Below are 13,167 nucleotides of genomic sequence, written 5' to 3'. Positions count from 1 at the left end.
ACTGACCACCGGAGTCGCTCTGGGCATACGGTGCCGGGATGGGCGCACGCATCGCTGTCAGAGTCACCGCGGTCGTCATCGAGGACGGCCGGCTCCTGCTCCTCGACCAGGACACCGACACCGGTCGCGCCTGGTCACTTCCGGGAGGGAAGGTCGAGCACGGGGAGCCGCTCGCCGACGCCCTCGTCCGGGAGACACGGGAGGAAACCGGCTTGGACGTCGAACCGGGACGGCTGCTCTACGTCTGCGACCATCTTCCCGGCGAGGACACCCACGTCGTGCACATGACGTTCGACGCACGCCGGGTGGGCGGCGCCGTCGGGGACGTCAAGGTCGGCGCCGACACCCGCCCGATCCGCGGCGTGGAGTTCGTGCCACTCGGCAAGCTGCCCGATCTGGGGTTCAGCGATCGATTCATCGAGCTGGCCCTCCAGGGCTGGCCGGGCGCCGGCTCCTACATGGGGCCCAAGTCGGCGATCGGCCTGTGACGCGCGCGTCGCCCGCTGCGACGCCCCGGCAGCCTCGGCCCCTTGGAAGCCCTTGCGAGGGCAGCGTGATGATGCCCTCGGTCCAGTGCACACGGAATTCCCCACAAGCGGGCGACGCTCTGGGCGTGTGTGCTGCGGGGCGTGGCCCCGACATCCCGCACGATCGTCCCGCCCTTTTCTCGTGTCAGGCGGAGTCCATGTCCGACGCCTCGCCGTCCGTGCGTCGGTACTGGAGCGCACCCGAGGGGCAGCGCTCCACGACCTCGGCCACTCGATCGGCGGGTGCACCGTCCGGCTGATCCACGGGCGCCGGGCCGGGTCGAACACCTCGGGCAGACCACGGACGCATTCGGCGGCGTGCCGGCAGCGCCCGGCCTCGAAGGTGACCGTGATCGACTGCCCCTTGTAGGACTTCTTTTCGGATCCACCGCTCATACCGGCCTCCGTCACCGTCGTGTCCGACCGTTCAATCGCTGACATTGCTACGGGACTTGTACAGCAGGTCCTGGTACTCGGGGTGCCGGGCGATCCAGCCCGCGAAGAAGGGACAGGTCGGCAGGACCCGCAAGCCCGCGGCCCGCGCTTCGTCGAGGGCGGTGCGGACCAGGGCGGAACCGACTCCCCTGCCCTCGTACTCCGGCGGGACCTCGGTGTGCACGAACGCGACGAGTTCCGGCGTCCGGATGTACTCCGCGATGCCCGCGACCTCGGACTCTCCGTCGACACGGGCCTCGTAGCGCTTCGCCTCGGGCACGTCGCTCACTTCGACCGCCATATCTCCTCCTCCTCCTGGGCCGGTCGGGCAGGCCGCAGCACTGCCCAATTGAGTTGATCTATCAACGTCTCGGAATTCCTGCTCTGAGGCGCAGACGGGCCGCCGTCGATCTCGACCCCGGCGATGCCCTCGCACGTGCCCACGCCGGGCAAGTAGATGATACATCAACCACCCTCTGCTCGGTACTTGACGCGTCAACCAAGCAGCTCACCCCGCCCCCACCATCCCCGGCCACGCGGGGTGGTGAAAAAGGTTGACCTATCATCTATTCTCTGGATGACGTATCAACAACACTGGTCGTCGCGTGCCCTCGCGGAACGCGAGGCACCGCTCACGCGGGCGTCGTGATCGCCATGAAGGGTGCGGCGGGACCGACAGACCGGCGACCACGATCTGCTTCGTTCCATGCGATGGAGGCTGAAACCGTTGATCAATCCGTCGACGATGACCTGGCCGAGCCTGCGGGTCTCGGAGTGGGGGCCGACCCGCGACACCTTGCACATGTGGACCCAGATCGTGGGGAAGATCCGCATGGCCCACGCTCCGCTGGTCAACCACTGGTGGCATGTGACCCTGTACGTCAGCCCGCGCGGGTTGACGACTTCGGCCATCCCGTACCGGGCGGGGGTCTTCGAGATCGAGTTCGACTTCGTCGGCCACCGGCTCGAGATCCGCAGCAGTGACGGCGGTGGGCGGAGCTTCCCGCTGCGACCCATGTCGGTCGCCGAGTTCTACAACCAGATCCTGGACATGCTCGACCAGCTCGGGATCGAGGCACCGATCCGCCCGCACCCCAACGAGGTCGAGCCGGCGCTTCCCTTTGCCGAGGACCACCACCACGCCTCCTACGACGGCGAGGCGGCCGCCCTGTTCTGGCGGCAACTGCTGCAGGCGAACCGTGTGATCGGCGAGTTCCGATCGCATTTCGTCGGCAAGGTCAGTCCGGTGCACTTCTTCTGGGGAGGGATGGATCTCGCCTGCACCCGCTTCTCCGGGCGGTCGGCCCCGCCGCATCCGGGCGGAGTGCCCAACTGCGGCGACTGGGTCATGGTCGAGGGCTACTCCCGGGAACTGTCCAGCTGCGGGTTCTGGCCCGGTGGTGGCGAGGAAGGCGCTTTCTACTCCTACGCCTACCCCGAACCCGAAGGATTCGCCGATCAGCCGGTCGGCCCCGAGGGCGCGTACTTCAGTACCGAATTCCAGCAGTTCCTGCTGCCGTACGAAGCCGCCCGTGCCGCGCCCGACCCGGACCGCGCGGTCGCCGAGTTCCTCCACACCACCTACGAAGCCGCCGCGAACCGTGGACAGTGGGACCGCCCCGCACTGGAAGACGACCCCTTCCGGTGGCACCGGCCCCCTGCGCTTCAAGGAAACGACGATGATTGACCGGGCCGTATGACCGTCCGGCGGCGAGCGCGCCGCGGCCGTCCGGCACCTGCACCGGGACGGGGCCTGAGCCGCAGCGGCTCGGTGACAACGGACGTCGCCTCACCGGGCTCGCCTGCCGGTCACCCTCACTCGATTGGGTGAGGTGTCAACCATCTCGTTACACTGCGTCCATGGACGCGACGCCACGCTGGCTCAATCCGGAGGAGAAACTCGCCTGGGAAAGCTTCATCCGCATGCAGGAGACGCTCATCGGACGGCTGTCCCGTCTCATTCAGGCCGACTCTGGAATGTCCGCTTCCGATTACGCCGTGCTCGTCAATCTCACCGAATCGGACGGCGGCCGGATGCGCCTCCTGGAGCTGGCCAAACGCGTGGAGTGGGAGAAGAGCCGAATGTCCCACCAGGTCTCGCGGATGATCAAACGCGGACTCGTGGCCAGGGAGGAATGCCCCGATGACGGGCGCGGAGCGTTCGTCGTCGCCACCCCGGCCGGCTACGAGGCGATCGAGGAGGCCGCGCCGATGCACGTCGAGCACGTCCGCCGCCTGTTCATCGACGCCCTGACACCGAACCAGCTCAGCACCTTCGCACGGCTCACCAGGCGCGTCTCGGACCACATGGAAAAGCAGCCGGACTGAACGAGCGAGCCATCCCGCGCGTTCACTCCAGGAGCCCGCAAGCGGACACCGTCGGCTGATCGCTTGCGGGCTCCGGTCATTCCTGAACCGGAGAGTGATCGCAGGTTTCGGTGATGGCTGCGGGGTTCCAGTAGAAGGGGCGGCATTCGAGCATGCGGCCGTCTCGTAGGGTGATCAGTTGAACGATCAGCGTCTCGATCTCACGGCCGGTGGCCCGGGAGCGGAACCGCACCCGGTTGTGCACGACGAGGGTGTCGTTGCCGCCCCAGTGCTCCTGGTCCAGGAACTCCATCGACTCCCAGACCTCGCTGAAGCGCGCCAAGAAGCGCTCCATGCCGTCCCGACCGCGCCACGTCCCGGTTCCGGTGAACGGCAGGCCCGGCGCCTGATGCAGTACGACGTCCGGATCGAGGTACGCGGCGACCTGGTCGTAGTCGGCCTTGCCGTACCCGCCTGCGGCCAAGTACGCCGCCTCGGCCGCATAGAACTTCTCCATCACCGCCCACGCCTCGTCGGCCGCGACTACGCGCCGCTCGTCCGCCGGTGTTCCCGTCGCCATCGCCTGCTCCCGTCGTCGACTACGACACTGGGAACCCCGCCCTGGCGGATCTGGTTGCGGCAGGGCGGCGGACGTCCGCCCAACGGGCCAGCGCGCGAGTTGCTCAGTCCTCCGTGGACAACTGCCGGGCGTCAGAGGTTCTTGATCGTCTCCGCGAGACGCCGGAAGTCGCTGCGGCTCACCACGAGCTTGGGGCCGTCAGGGTGCTTGCTGTCACGGACGGCGATGAGTTCACGGACGGGTGCCACCTCGATGCAGGCGTCACCGTCGTCGTGGCTACGAGACGCCTTGCGCCAGGTCGACTCACTCAGGTCCATCTGTCCTCGATCACCCTTCCAATGAACGTCCGCGTATCGGCCGTGTTGAGTGCCCGGGTATTCAGCGTGTTCATCACCTTGCCAAGTTTTCCCAGCTCATACGGGTCCCGTGTGGTTTCACCGCCGTTCGCTTTGACGATGTAGGCGACTTCGTTCCGGTCGGCCTGGGTGGCGACGTGGAAGGACGATCGGACACCTCGATAGTAGGCAGTTCTGGCTACCTGGAGATAGATCTCTTCCCGTCGGGAAACCTCGATCAGCGACTTGAGCTGCTCTCGCATGATCTCCTTCGAGCCGACCTCGCGATACAGGATGCTCTCCTCCATCACCACGCTGATCATGGGACGGGGGTGGCGGTTCAGGAGTTCCTGCCGACGCATCCGGGTCGCCACGGCGTCATCGTCGACCAGCAGGACACGGGCATACGCCTCGGTCTGAAAGAGGCCGTAGACGAGGTGGCTCTCGTAGACCCGCAGCTGGTCCGCCGTCGCCTCGGCCTTCGGGAAGGAGACGAAGTGCGTCGGGTACCGGACGACCTTGATCTTCTCGAGCAGGACGTCCCAGGCTTCGACGATCGCGTTGTCCGCGTCGAGGACCTCGTCGAGTCGGGCGGCGAAGTCTCTCCGGCACCTGGTCCGTCCGCACTCGACGTGACTGATGTAGGAGCGCGCGACGTTGACCCGCTTCGCCAGTTCTTCCTGGTTCAGGTTCGCCGCCTCACGGAAGCGTTTGATCTCCGACCCGAACCCCAGGAGTTCGGGATCGATCTTCGGCCGGTCGCTGCTGCTCGGAGACATGTCGATCCACCTCACATTGCTAGTAACCCGGTTACACCCGCTACCCGTATGTGGCTAATCGGCGACTCGCTGATGAGATTACGTCCCGTCGTGACTTCATGGTGGTCGTTCAGGCACACAGGGTGACTTTGGCGCGATCCGGCCAGATGGAAGGCGTGTCCGAGGTCAGCCGCACCATCGCGGGAGGGACCTTTCGATGTCCGTTGCGGCTTTCGCACCAGAGACGCCGACGCTCGTCCTCGCTTCGTCCGATCGGGCGCCCGGACAGGCGCGGCGGTTCATCTCCGAGCACTTCCGGGCGCTCGGGGTCGCCGATGACTTCGTGGGACGCCTCGTCGTGACGGAACTCGTGACCAATGCGCACAGGCACGTGGGTATCGGTCTTATCGTCGTTCGGGTCCTTCTCGACGAGCCGGAGCGGGCCGTTCGGTTGGAGGTGTGGGACGAGGGGGACGCGCTGCCCGTCGTCCGTCCGGAGAACCCCGACGCGACGGGCGGGCGCGGGCTGCCGCTGATCATCGGGCTCGTCCGGGCCTGGGGCGTCCGTCCGCTGTACGAGACGGGGAAGGTCGTCTGGTGCGCGCTCTGAGCAGCCGGACGTGGCGGGGGCGGGCCACGGCGGTCGGCCATCTGGATGCGCTCGCGGTCGTGCTCCGTCCGATGGGCTACCAGTGCGTCGCGCTGTACGCCGCAGACGAGCTTCCGGTTCGGCCGGCGCTGCTGTGGGTGTTCGCGTTCGGGCCGCGCGGGCACGTGCGCGTCGCGGTCGGCGTCCGGGCGGTCCCCGGGGGCGGGTGGGCCTACTACGAGGCCGGACGGGGGCGTTTCTGTCCTTGCGATGATGTCGAGGGTGCCGCCGAACTGGTGGATCGTCTCCTCAAGCACCGCATGTTCCCCGCCACCTGGTGACGCCGGATCCGGTGCCCGACGCGACCGTCGGGACGGTCGCGTCGGGCGTTCGGGGCTCAGGCCATGAAGCGGTCCGCGAACCGGGTCAGTTGGTCGTGCTGCTCGCTCGGGTCCTGGGCGGACGCGCCGACGACCAGGCGGGTGACGCCCTGGGCGGCGAAGGTCGCCAGGTCGTCGTCGGTCAGGTCGATCGAGCTCCATCGGGTGTATTCGAGGCGGTCGGGGTCTCGTCCGGCCTCCTCGGCGGTTGCTCGGGCCGTTCGCCACTGCGCTTCGCGCTCTTGGGGGTCCAAGGCGCCGCCCGCGAAATAGCCGTCCCCGCGCAGGCCCGCTCTGCGGGCGGCCGCACGGCTCGAACCGCCGATGTGGAGAGGCAGTGTCGTGGCCTTGTACGGCTTCGGGAACTGTACGAGGTCGTCGAAGGAGAAGTGTTCGCCGTGGAAGCTGACGCCCTCTTCGCCGCCCGCCCACAGGAGGCGCAGGACGTCGATCGCTTCGTCGGCGCGACGGCCGCGGGTGCGGAAGTCGACGCCGGTCGCGGACGCGTCCTGCGGGACGACGCCGAGCCCGACGGCCAGCAGCCGCAGCCGGCCATTGGACAGCACGTCGATGGTGGCGAGCTGTTTCGCGAGCACCACCGGGTGCCGGTACGGCAGGAGCAGGACGCCCGTGCCCAGCAGGAGCCGCTCGGTCGCGGCGGCCACGAAGGCGAGGGTGTCGACCGGGTCGAGAAAGGGGAGCGTCAGGGAAACGTCGTTGTTGTGCAGCTTCATTCCGGGTGATAGGACCAGTCGTTCGGGTAGAAAGAGGCCCTCGAAGCCGCATTTTTCTGCGTGTTGCGCGTAGGCGATGATCCGGTCCGGATCGGCACCGAACAGGGCACCATTATAGGTTACCGCGAACTTCATTACCGACCCCTCCGATGTATGTTCTCTCGCGCGAAGGTGCGCTCGGTGATTCTGGTGCATAACCAGGGGCTTGCCGCAAGTCCCGGTGGGCGCTATACATTAAGATGGGAGGCCTTGATCGTCTGCGAATACGCGCCGATCCCCTTGCCTGCCCCCGTTCCGGGAACGGTGGTTCCTGCGGTGGCGTCGTAAGGGTGAGGGGTGGTGCCGATGCGACGGCCGGCCGGGTACGTGACGCCGGTGTTCTGCGCCTTGTGCGGCGCGGTGTTCGTCGCGGCCGGGGTCGCGATCGTCATCGCGGGGAACGATCTGCCCGGAGACCTCGGGGGTGGCGGGATCGCCGCCGCGCTCGGCGTGCTGACCCTTGCGGGCGCCTGGCTGCTGCTCCCCGGGAACCCGAACGGGAAGCCGGAGCGGCGGCCGGTCGAGGTGGACGGCGGCTCGGTGCGGGCGCTCGTGTTCCCGTTCGTCCGGGGGCGGTTCGTGGCGGCGGCGGTTTGCATGGTGACGCTGCTGGCGGGCTCGGTCGCCTACGTGGCGGTCGGGGTGGCGGGCGGCATGTGGGGCGTCGCGGCGATGGGGGTCGCGGGGGCGCTGCTCTTCGGGCTGCCGGCCCGGACGACCGTGCGCCGGTTGCGGCGCGCGCACTACCTGGCCCTCACGCCCGGCCTGCTGTGCGTGGAGGCTCCCGCCAACCGGATGAACGTGCCGTGGACGGACGTCGAGACCATCCGGCTCCTCGACATCGACGGCCAGCCGTTCATCGGCGTCACGCTGCGCGCCGGTGTCGACGGGCCGCCGCGGGGACGGCGGGTGCGCAGGCTTAACCGCGTGTTCGGCGCCCACCTGTTCGTCGAGGTCCGCATGCTGGCGTGCCCGCCGGACGTGCTGCTGGACGAACTGGACGAGCACATGCGGGCCGCGCGGCGATGAGTCCCGGCCGCCGGGGAAGTCTGCCCTCGTAACGAACGCGAGGAGGACGCATGCGCGACTTGATCGTCACCGAGAACATCACGCTCGACGGGGTCATCGACGCGACGGGGAACTGGTTCGACGTCGCCGACGAGGAGGCCGCCGACATCGCGGAGGCGCTGCGGGAGCAGAGCGACGCGGCGGACGCGGTGGTCTTCGGGCGGAACACGTTCGTGGACATGCGGGGATACTGGCCGGAGCACGCGGACGTGCCGGGAGGCGTCGGGGAGTACCTCGAACGGGTGGCGAAGTACGCGGTGTCCACCCGGATGGACGATCCGGCGTGGGGGAACAGCACGGTGCTGCGGGGCCTCGACGATGTCCGGGCGCTGAAGGATCGTCCGGGCAAGGACATCGTGACGACGGGCAGCATCACGCTGGTGCACGCGCTCATCGCGGCGGGGCTGGTGGACGAGTACCGGCTGTTCGTCTACCCGGTGGTGCTCGGACGGGGCGCGCGGCTGTTCGAGGACGCGACCGGCATGCCAAGGCTGCGGGTGGTCGAGAACCGGACGTTCGCGTCCGGGGTCGTCCTGCTGCGCTACCGCGCGGACTGATCCTCGGCGCCGAGGAGGGGCTCGTCGGCGGCGCGCAGTTCCTGGTTGGGGAGGCCGTCGGGGTACTCGCGGCGCACCCGGTCGAGGGCGGACAGCGCGATGTCCAGGTGGTGGCGCTTGCTGGCCTCGTAAAAGGAGCGCGCGCCGTCGGAGAGCTTCGGCTCGGCGTGCAGGGGCTTGTCGGACACGCACAGGAGCGTCGCGTTCGGGATGCGGTAGCGGAACCCGTTCGCGGCGATCGTCGCGGACTCCATGTCGACGGCGATGCAGCGGGCGCTCTTCATCATGGCGAGGGTGCGGCGCTGGTTGAGCTCCCAGTTGCGGTTGTCGGTGGTGTGGACGACGCCGAGGCGGTAGCGGGCGCGGGCGGCGTCGAGGCCGTCGAGCAGCGCGGTGTTGAGCCGGTGGTTGGGGATGACGGGGATGTCGAGCGGGAGGACCTCGTCGAGGACGTGGTCGGCGCGCTGGTAGGCGGTGGCGAGCACGAAGTCGCCGAGGGCCTGGTGGTTGCGGAGGCCGCCGCAGTGCCCGATCATCACCATGGTGTCGGGCCGCAGCACGGCCAGGTGGTCGGTGATGGTCTTGGCGTTGGACGGTCCGACGCCGATGTTGACGAGGCTCACGCCGGTGCCGTCCGGGGCGCGGTGGTGCCAGGCGGGCATCTGGACGCCCGGACGGGACGGGCCCTCGGCGCCCGGGAACCGTTCGCGGAACGACTCGACGTGCATCGCGTAGTTGGTGAACAGGATGTGCCGCTGGAAGTACTCGGCGGGCGTCCCGCAGTAGTGCGACAGGCGGTCGAGGGAGAGCGCCATCCGCTCGGGGCCGAACAGGAAGAGCTTCTTGCCGCGCAGGTCGACGCGGTCCTCGTCGAGGGCGTCGAAGAAGCCGGGGTCGTCGAACTTCAGGGCGGGGCGGGACGCCCGGACGGTCACGGTCGCCCCGGCCTTCGCCAGCGCGGACAGTTCGCGGCGCAGGTAGGGGCGGATCGCGTCCGGCCGGGCGAACTCGCCGGTGATCCGCGGGTTGGCCGTCGACCACGGCCGTTCGACGTCGATGGCGGGGTACCAGCCGTCGGCGTCGACGGCGTCGAGTTCGTCGAGCAGTTCCTCGACGGAGTGATCGTCCACGACGGACACCTTAGGCCAGGTCGGCAGCCGTGAGGGAGACGTCGACCTGGGCCGCCGGGGTGACGCCCATGGCGTCGGCCAGTGCCCGGAACGGGCGGGCCTCGGCGTGCCTGCTCTGCCGTTCGAGGGTGCGGGCGAGGGCCTCGTGGGCCCAGCCGTCGCTGGGGTCCAGCTCGACGAGCCGGCGGAGGGTCCGCTCGGCGGGGGCGAGCTGGGCGCTGTGGAAGTAGGCGCGGGCCAGCAGCTCGACGGCGGCGCGGTCGCCGGGGACGTCCGCGACGATCGGGGCCAGCAGCCGCGCGGCGGTCGCGTAGTCCTTCGCGTCGAAGTAGTTGCGCGCCCGCTGGAAGTCCTCGTACATCATGTGCCCCCTTCCTCGGTCGCTCACGGCAACCCGGCGGGCCCGCCGTTCATTCCCGTCGGGGTTCCCGGTGCGATGGTGGACCCGCCGCCTACGCTTGCAGTCGTCCCAGGGGAGCCCGGCCGCGGATCCGCGCCGGCCGCACGTCGACCGGAGGCACCGGCCATGACCACCGCACCGGATGGCGCGACCGGCTCGCGGAGGACGGGCAGGCCGCCGCTCACGGAGCGGCGGAAGGCCGCCACCCGGATGCGGGTCGCCCGGGAGGCGGTCCGGCTGTTCGCCGCCCAGGGTGTCGCGGCGACGTCGGGGCGGGAGATCGCGAATGCGGCCGGGATCTCGGCGAGAACGCTGTGGCGCTACTTCCCCTCGAAGGAGAGTTGCGTCGCCCCGCTGCTGACCGGGGGCCTGGAGGGGGCCGTCCGGCACCTGTCCGCCTGGCCGCGCGACCGTCCGCTCGCCGAGGCGGTCGACGATCCCGCGTGGGGCGGGGACGCCGACACGGAGGCGGTCCGCTCGCTCGTCCTGCTCACCCGGACCGAACCGGGCCTGCGCGCCGTCTGGCTCCAGGTCCACCAGGACGCCGAGTCGGCGTTCGCCCGCATCCTCGCCGAGCGCACCGGCCGGCGGGAGACCGACTTCGAGGTGCGCGTGCGGGCGGTCGCGCTCAACGGCGCGTTCCGCGTCGCGGTGGAGGAGTGGGTCGCCGGGGACGGGACCGTCAGCCGCGCCCTGCTCCTGCGGGACGCCCTGCGGCTGGTCGATCCGATTCTGGACGGGTGACGGGGCCGCCCGTCAGGGGCGGGGGATGTTGCGGAGGTTGCTGCGGGCGAGGTCGACCATCTTGCCGACGCCGCCGGTGAGGACGGTCTTGCCCGCGGAGAGCGCGAACCCCTTGACCTGCCGCGGGGTGATGTGCGGCGGGATGGACAGGGCGTTCGGGTCGGTGACGACGTCGAGGAGGTAGGGGCCGGGGGCGGCGAGGGCGCGTTCCAGGGCGGGACGGACGTCGGCGGGGCGCTCGACGCGGGCCGACTCGATCCCGGCGGCTCCGGCGACGGCGGCGTAGTCGACGGGTTCGTGGTCGGTCTCGTGGGCGGGGAGGCCGTCGACCATCATCTCGAGGCGCACCATGCCGAGGGACGCGTTGTTGAAGACGATCACCTTGACGGGGACGCGGTGCAGGCGGACGGTGAGGAGTTCGCCCATCAGCATCCCGAGGCCGCCGTCGCCGGACATCGAGATCACCTGCCGGCCGGGGGCGCCGTACTGGGCGCCGACGGCGTGCGGGAGGGCGTTCGCCATCGACCCGTGGACGAACGAGCCGAGCACGCGGCGGCGCCCGTTCGGGGTGATGTAGCGGGCGGCCCACACGTTGCACATGCCGGTGTCGACGGTGAAGATCGCGTCGTCGGCGGCGAGGTCGTCCAGGACGCTCGCGACGTATTCGGGGTGGATCGGCGTGTGCTTGGCGATGTCGCGGGTGTAGGCGGAGACGACGTTCTCGAGCGCGCGCGTGTGCTGGCGCAGCATCGTCTCCAGGTACGTCCGGTCCTGTTTCTGCTCGACGTGTTCGAGGACGAGGCGCAGGGTCTCGCGGACGTCGCCGTGGACGGCGAGGTCGAGGGGTGTGCGTCGGCCCAGGCGGGACGGGTTGTGGTCCACCTGGATCGTGTTCTTCAGGGGCAGGAAGTCGTCGTAGGGGAAGTCGGTGCCCAGCAGGACGACGAGGTCGGCTTCCTGCATGGCGTCGTAGCAGGCGCCGTAGCCGAGGAGCCCGCTCATGCCGACGTCGAAGGGGTTGTCGAACTGGATCCACTCCTTTCCCCGGAGGGCGTGGCCGACCGGGGAAAGGGTCTTGTGGGCGAGTGCCATCACTTCGGAGTGCGCGTCCCGTGTGCCCGCCCCGCAGAACAGCATGACCTTGCGGGCCCCGTTCAGCGCGCGCGCCAGCTGGTCGACCTGGTCGTCGGGAGGACGGACGACGCCTTGGCGCACGAGGAAGTCGTGCTCGCGCACGGTGTGCGCGGCTTCGCTGCTGGCGACGTCACCGGGGAGGGTGAGGACGGAGACGCCGCCGAGCCCGATCGCGTGCTGGATCGCCGTGCGGAGGATCCGGGGCATCTGCTCGGGGCAGCCGATCGCCTCGCAGTAGTGGCTGCAGTCGACGAAGAGGCGTTCGGGGTGCGTCTCCTGGAAGTAGCCGGTGCCGATCTGGGTGCTCGGGATCTGCGACGCGAGCGCGAGGACGGGCGCGCCCGACCGGTGCGCGTCGTAGAGGCCCTGCACGAGGTGGGTGTTCCCGGGCCCGCAGCTCCCCGCGCACACCGCGAGCCGTCCGGTCGTCTGGGCCTCGGCGGCGGCGGCGAAGGCCCCGGCCTCCTCGTTGCGGACGTGCACCCAGTCGATGCCGTCGGTGCGGCGGACGGCGTCCACGACGGGGTTGAGGCTGTCGCCGACGACCCCGTAGATCCGGCGGACGCCCGCCCGCTGCAGCACCTCGATGAACTGTTCGGCGACCGTCGGCACCGGACCTCCTCCGCACTCGCGTGACGTTCCGAGCACGGGATGCCCGATAGATCACGAACGACACGCGCGCGGCGGCGTCAGCGCAGGAGGGCCCCGATGCGGGCCGCGGCGGCCACGACGGTGCGGCCCAGCTCGTCCACGTCGGACGCCTCGAACAGCGACAGGCCCACGCTGGTCTGCGTCGGCGCGCCGGGGACGACGGCGGAGATGCCGGTGACCGCCGCGGCGATCTCGCCGTAGGAGACGGCGAAGCCGCGCTCGCGGGCGAGGGCCACCTCGGGACGCTCGCCGGGGACGGGCGGGAGCGCGGACAGCAGCGCCAGCCCGGCCGAGCCGCGGTCGACGGGGTCGACCTGGCCGACCCGGAACGCGACGTGCATCCGGGCGCGGCGCGGTTCCACGATCATGAGCATCCGCGCGTGGCCGTCGTCCTCGCGCACCACCAGGTGGGCGGTGGCCTGCGTCGCGTCGGTCAGCTCCTCCAGCACCGGACGGGCGAGGGTGCGCAGGTCCTGCTCGACGGGTTCGGCGAGCTCGACGAGGCCGGCGCCGAGCGAGATCCGCTTGAAGCGGTCGCGGCGGCAGAGCCGGTGGGCCTCCAGGGTGCGCACGAGCCGGTGCGCGACGGTGCGGTGCACGCCGACGCCCTCGGCGATCTCGGTGAGCGTGAGGCCCCGCGGGTGCCGGACGAGCAGTTCGAGGATCTGCAGGCCGTTGTGCAGCGTCTTCGACATTCCGGAGTCGATCTCGGGGGCCGCCACACCGGGGACCGTACCGTCGCCGATCGCTGACATGGGCCTCCTCTTGACGCGTGTGAGTCACGCTACATACTGTGTCC

General features: G+C 69.9%; 17 protein-coding genes and 1 pseudogene. 8 read left to right on the top strand and 10 right to left on the bottom strand.

Translation table 11 applies throughout. The features are described 5' to 3' along the window. The first annotated feature begins 38 nt into the window (after positions 1 to 38). Positions 39 to 488: an NUDIX domain-containing protein gene (locus tag F7P10_RS23535; RefSeq protein ID WP_151012287.1), complete on the top strand. Its 450-nt coding sequence runs from the start codon at positions 39 to 41 to the stop codon at positions 486 to 488. Positions 489 to 672: 184 nt separating this feature from the next. Here the strand turns inward: F7P10_RS23535 and F7P10_RS23530 are convergent. Together F7P10_RS23530 and F7P10_RS23525 are read right to left on the bottom strand one after the other, a co-directional pair. Continuing rightward, positions 673 to 923: pseudogene (locus F7P10_RS23530) on the bottom strand ((4Fe-4S)-binding protein). Between the two features lie 31 nt (positions 924 to 954). After that, on the bottom strand, positions 955 to 1,263 hold the full coding sequence (locus tag F7P10_RS23525; protein WP_151012285.1) for a GNAT family N-acetyltransferase: 309 nt from the start codon (positions 1,261 to 1,263) through the stop codon (positions 955 to 957). Positions 1,264 to 1,689: 426 nt separating this feature from the next. Between F7P10_RS23525 and F7P10_RS23520 the strand changes: the two genes are divergently transcribed. Together F7P10_RS23520 and F7P10_RS23515 are read left to right on the top strand one after the other, a co-directional pair. After that, on the top strand, positions 1,690 to 2,649 hold the full coding sequence (locus F7P10_RS23520) for a DUF5996 family protein (protein WP_151018247.1): 960 nt from the start codon (positions 1,690 to 1,692) through the stop codon (positions 2,647 to 2,649). Positions 2,650 to 2,822: 173 nt separating this feature from the next. Next, positions 2,823 to 3,290, top strand: coding sequence for a MarR family winged helix-turn-helix transcriptional regulator (locus F7P10_RS23515; protein ID WP_151012283.1), 468 nt, complete (start codon positions 2,823 to 2,825; stop codon positions 3,288 to 3,290). Between the two features lie 76 nt (positions 3,291 to 3,366). On the opposite strand, the gene F7P10_RS23510 is transcribed toward F7P10_RS23515, so the two are convergent. The 3 genes from F7P10_RS23510 to F7P10_RS23500 all read right to left on the bottom strand — a co-directional run bounded on the left by F7P10_RS23510 (position 3,367) and on the right by F7P10_RS23500 (position 4,963). Beyond that, positions 3,367 to 3,849 (bottom strand): nuclear transport factor 2 family protein, encoded by a 483-nt coding sequence (locus F7P10_RS23510; protein ID WP_151012281.1) that lies wholly within the window; start codon positions 3,847 to 3,849, stop codon positions 3,367 to 3,369. Between the two features lie 131 nt (positions 3,850 to 3,980). Then, positions 3,981 to 4,166, bottom strand: a complete 186-nt coding sequence (locus F7P10_RS23505; RefSeq protein WP_151012279.1) for a DUF397 domain-containing protein — start codon at positions 4,164 to 4,166, stop codon at positions 3,981 to 3,983. Next, positions 4,157 to 4,963 (bottom strand): helix-turn-helix transcriptional regulator, encoded by an 807-nt coding sequence (locus tag F7P10_RS23500; RefSeq protein ID WP_151012278.1) that lies wholly within the window; start codon positions 4,961 to 4,963, stop codon positions 4,157 to 4,159. Before F7P10_RS23500 ends, F7P10_RS23505 begins: the two co-directional genes overlap by 10 nt. A 196-nt stretch (positions 4,964 to 5,159) precedes the next feature. Between F7P10_RS23500 and F7P10_RS23495 the strand changes: the two genes are divergently transcribed. Next, the gene (locus tag F7P10_RS23495) at positions 5,160 to 5,552 is read left to right on the top strand and encodes an ATP-binding protein (protein WP_151012276.1); all 393 of its coding nucleotides are present in this window, start codon (positions 5,160 to 5,162) and stop codon (positions 5,550 to 5,552) included. Continuing rightward, complete coding sequence (locus F7P10_RS23490) at positions 5,540 to 5,872, top strand: hypothetical protein (protein WP_151012274.1); 333 nt, start codon at positions 5,540 to 5,542, stop codon at positions 5,870 to 5,872. The genes F7P10_RS23495 and F7P10_RS23490 overlap by 13 nt, the downstream gene beginning before the upstream one ends. A gap of 56 nt (positions 5,873 to 5,928) precedes the next feature. Here the strand turns inward: F7P10_RS23490 and F7P10_RS23485 are convergent, their stop codons facing one another. Next, on the bottom strand, positions 5,929 to 6,780 hold the full coding sequence (locus F7P10_RS23485; protein ID WP_151012272.1) for a TIGR03619 family F420-dependent LLM class oxidoreductase: 852 nt from the start codon (positions 6,778 to 6,780) through the stop codon (positions 5,929 to 5,931). 210 nt (positions 6,781 to 6,990) lie between these two features. Between F7P10_RS23485 and F7P10_RS23480 the strand changes: the two genes are divergently transcribed. Together F7P10_RS23480 and F7P10_RS23475 are read left to right on the top strand one after the other, a co-directional pair. Continuing rightward, positions 6,991 to 7,713, top strand: a complete 723-nt coding sequence (locus F7P10_RS23480) for a hypothetical protein (protein ID WP_151012270.1) — start codon at positions 6,991 to 6,993, stop codon at positions 7,711 to 7,713. A 50-nt stretch (positions 7,714 to 7,763) separates the two neighbouring features. Then, positions 7,764 to 8,309, top strand: coding sequence for a dihydrofolate reductase family protein (locus F7P10_RS23475; RefSeq protein ID WP_151012267.1), 546 nt, complete (start codon positions 7,764 to 7,766; stop codon positions 8,307 to 8,309). Here F7P10_RS23475 and F7P10_RS23470 read toward each other — a convergent pair. Together F7P10_RS23470 and F7P10_RS23465 are read right to left on the bottom strand one after the other, a co-directional pair. Further along, entirely contained in the window at positions 8,294 to 9,439 is a 1,146-nt protein-coding gene (locus tag F7P10_RS23470) for an AMP nucleosidase (RefSeq protein ID WP_218040128.1), read from the bottom strand. The genes F7P10_RS23475 and F7P10_RS23470 overlap by 16 nt on opposite strands. A gap of 10 nt (positions 9,440 to 9,449) precedes the next feature. Then, a complete protein-coding gene (locus F7P10_RS23465) occupies positions 9,450 to 9,803 on the bottom strand; it encodes a tetratricopeptide repeat protein (protein ID WP_151012264.1) in 354 nt (117 codons plus the stop codon). A 162-nt stretch (positions 9,804 to 9,965) separates the two neighbouring features. Between F7P10_RS23465 and F7P10_RS23460 the strand changes: the two genes are divergently transcribed. After that, a complete protein-coding gene (locus F7P10_RS23460) occupies positions 9,966 to 10,583 on the top strand; it encodes a TetR/AcrR family transcriptional regulator (RefSeq protein WP_151012262.1) in 618 nt (205 codons plus the stop codon). 12 nt (positions 10,584 to 10,595) lie between these two features. Here the strand turns inward: F7P10_RS23460 and F7P10_RS23455 are convergent, their stop codons facing one another. Together F7P10_RS23455 and F7P10_RS23450 are read right to left on the bottom strand one after the other, a co-directional pair. Next, positions 10,596 to 12,329, bottom strand: a complete 1,734-nt coding sequence (locus F7P10_RS23455) for a pyruvate dehydrogenase (protein WP_151012260.1) — start codon at positions 12,327 to 12,329, stop codon at positions 10,596 to 10,598. Positions 12,330 to 12,406: 77 nt separating this feature from the next. Continuing rightward, positions 12,407 to 13,123 (bottom strand): IclR family transcriptional regulator, encoded by a 717-nt coding sequence (locus tag F7P10_RS23450; protein WP_151012258.1) that lies wholly within the window; start codon positions 13,121 to 13,123, stop codon positions 12,407 to 12,409. Between the last annotated feature and the right edge of the window lie 44 nt (positions 13,124 to 13,167).

This window comes from Actinomadura sp. WMMB 499 (assembly GCF_008824145.1).
Classification (GTDB): domain Bacteria; phylum Actinomycetota; class Actinomycetes; order Streptosporangiales; family Streptosporangiaceae; genus Spirillospora.
The sequence above is the reverse complement of the archived record's forward strand: the minus strand, read 5'-3'. Positions and strand labels throughout refer to the sequence as shown.

What these genes read in the sequence shown, in the direction of transcription:
- F7P10_RS23515 (WP_151012283.1), top strand. Translation starts at nt 2,823, where the DNA reads ATGGACGCGACGCCACGCTGGCTCAATCCGGAGGAGAAACTCGCCTGG.
- F7P10_RS23500 (WP_151012278.1), bottom strand. Translation starts at nt 4,963, where the DNA reads ATGTCTCCGAGCAGCAGCGACCGGCCGAAGATCGATCCCGAACTCCTG.
- F7P10_RS23450 (WP_151012258.1), bottom strand. Translation starts at nt 13,123, where the DNA reads ATGTCAGCGATCGGCGACGGTACGGTCCCCGGTGTGGCGGCCCCCGAG.
- F7P10_RS23465 (WP_151012264.1), bottom strand. Translation starts at nt 9,803, where the DNA reads ATGATGTACGAGGACTTCCAGCGGGCGCGCAACTACTTCGACGCGAAG.
- F7P10_RS23485 (WP_151012272.1), bottom strand. Translation starts at nt 6,780, where the DNA reads ATGAAGTTCGCGGTAACCTATAATGGTGCCCTGTTCGGTGCCGATCCG.
- F7P10_RS23525 (WP_151012285.1), bottom strand. Translation starts at nt 1,263, where the DNA reads ATGGCGGTCGAAGTGAGCGACGTGCCCGAGGCGAAGCGCTACGAGGCC.
- F7P10_RS23535 (WP_151012287.1), top strand. Translation starts at nt 39, where the DNA reads ATGGGCGCACGCATCGCTGTCAGAGTCACCGCGGTCGTCATCGAGGAC.
- F7P10_RS23475 (WP_151012267.1), top strand. Translation starts at nt 7,764, where the DNA reads ATGCGCGACTTGATCGTCACCGAGAACATCACGCTCGACGGGGTCATC.
- F7P10_RS23480 (WP_151012270.1), top strand. Translation starts at nt 6,991, where the DNA reads ATGCGACGGCCGGCCGGGTACGTGACGCCGGTGTTCTGCGCCTTGTGC.
- F7P10_RS23495 (WP_151012276.1), top strand. Translation starts at nt 5,160, where the DNA reads ATGTCCGTTGCGGCTTTCGCACCAGAGACGCCGACGCTCGTCCTCGCT.
- F7P10_RS23510 (WP_151012281.1), bottom strand. Translation starts at nt 3,849, where the DNA reads ATGGCGACGGGAACACCGGCGGACGAGCGGCGCGTAGTCGCGGCCGAC.
- F7P10_RS23460 (WP_151012262.1), top strand. Translation starts at nt 9,966, where the DNA reads ATGACCACCGCACCGGATGGCGCGACCGGCTCGCGGAGGACGGGCAGG.
- F7P10_RS23505 (WP_151012279.1), bottom strand. Translation starts at nt 4,166, where the DNA reads ATGGACCTGAGTGAGTCGACCTGGCGCAAGGCGTCTCGTAGCCACGAC.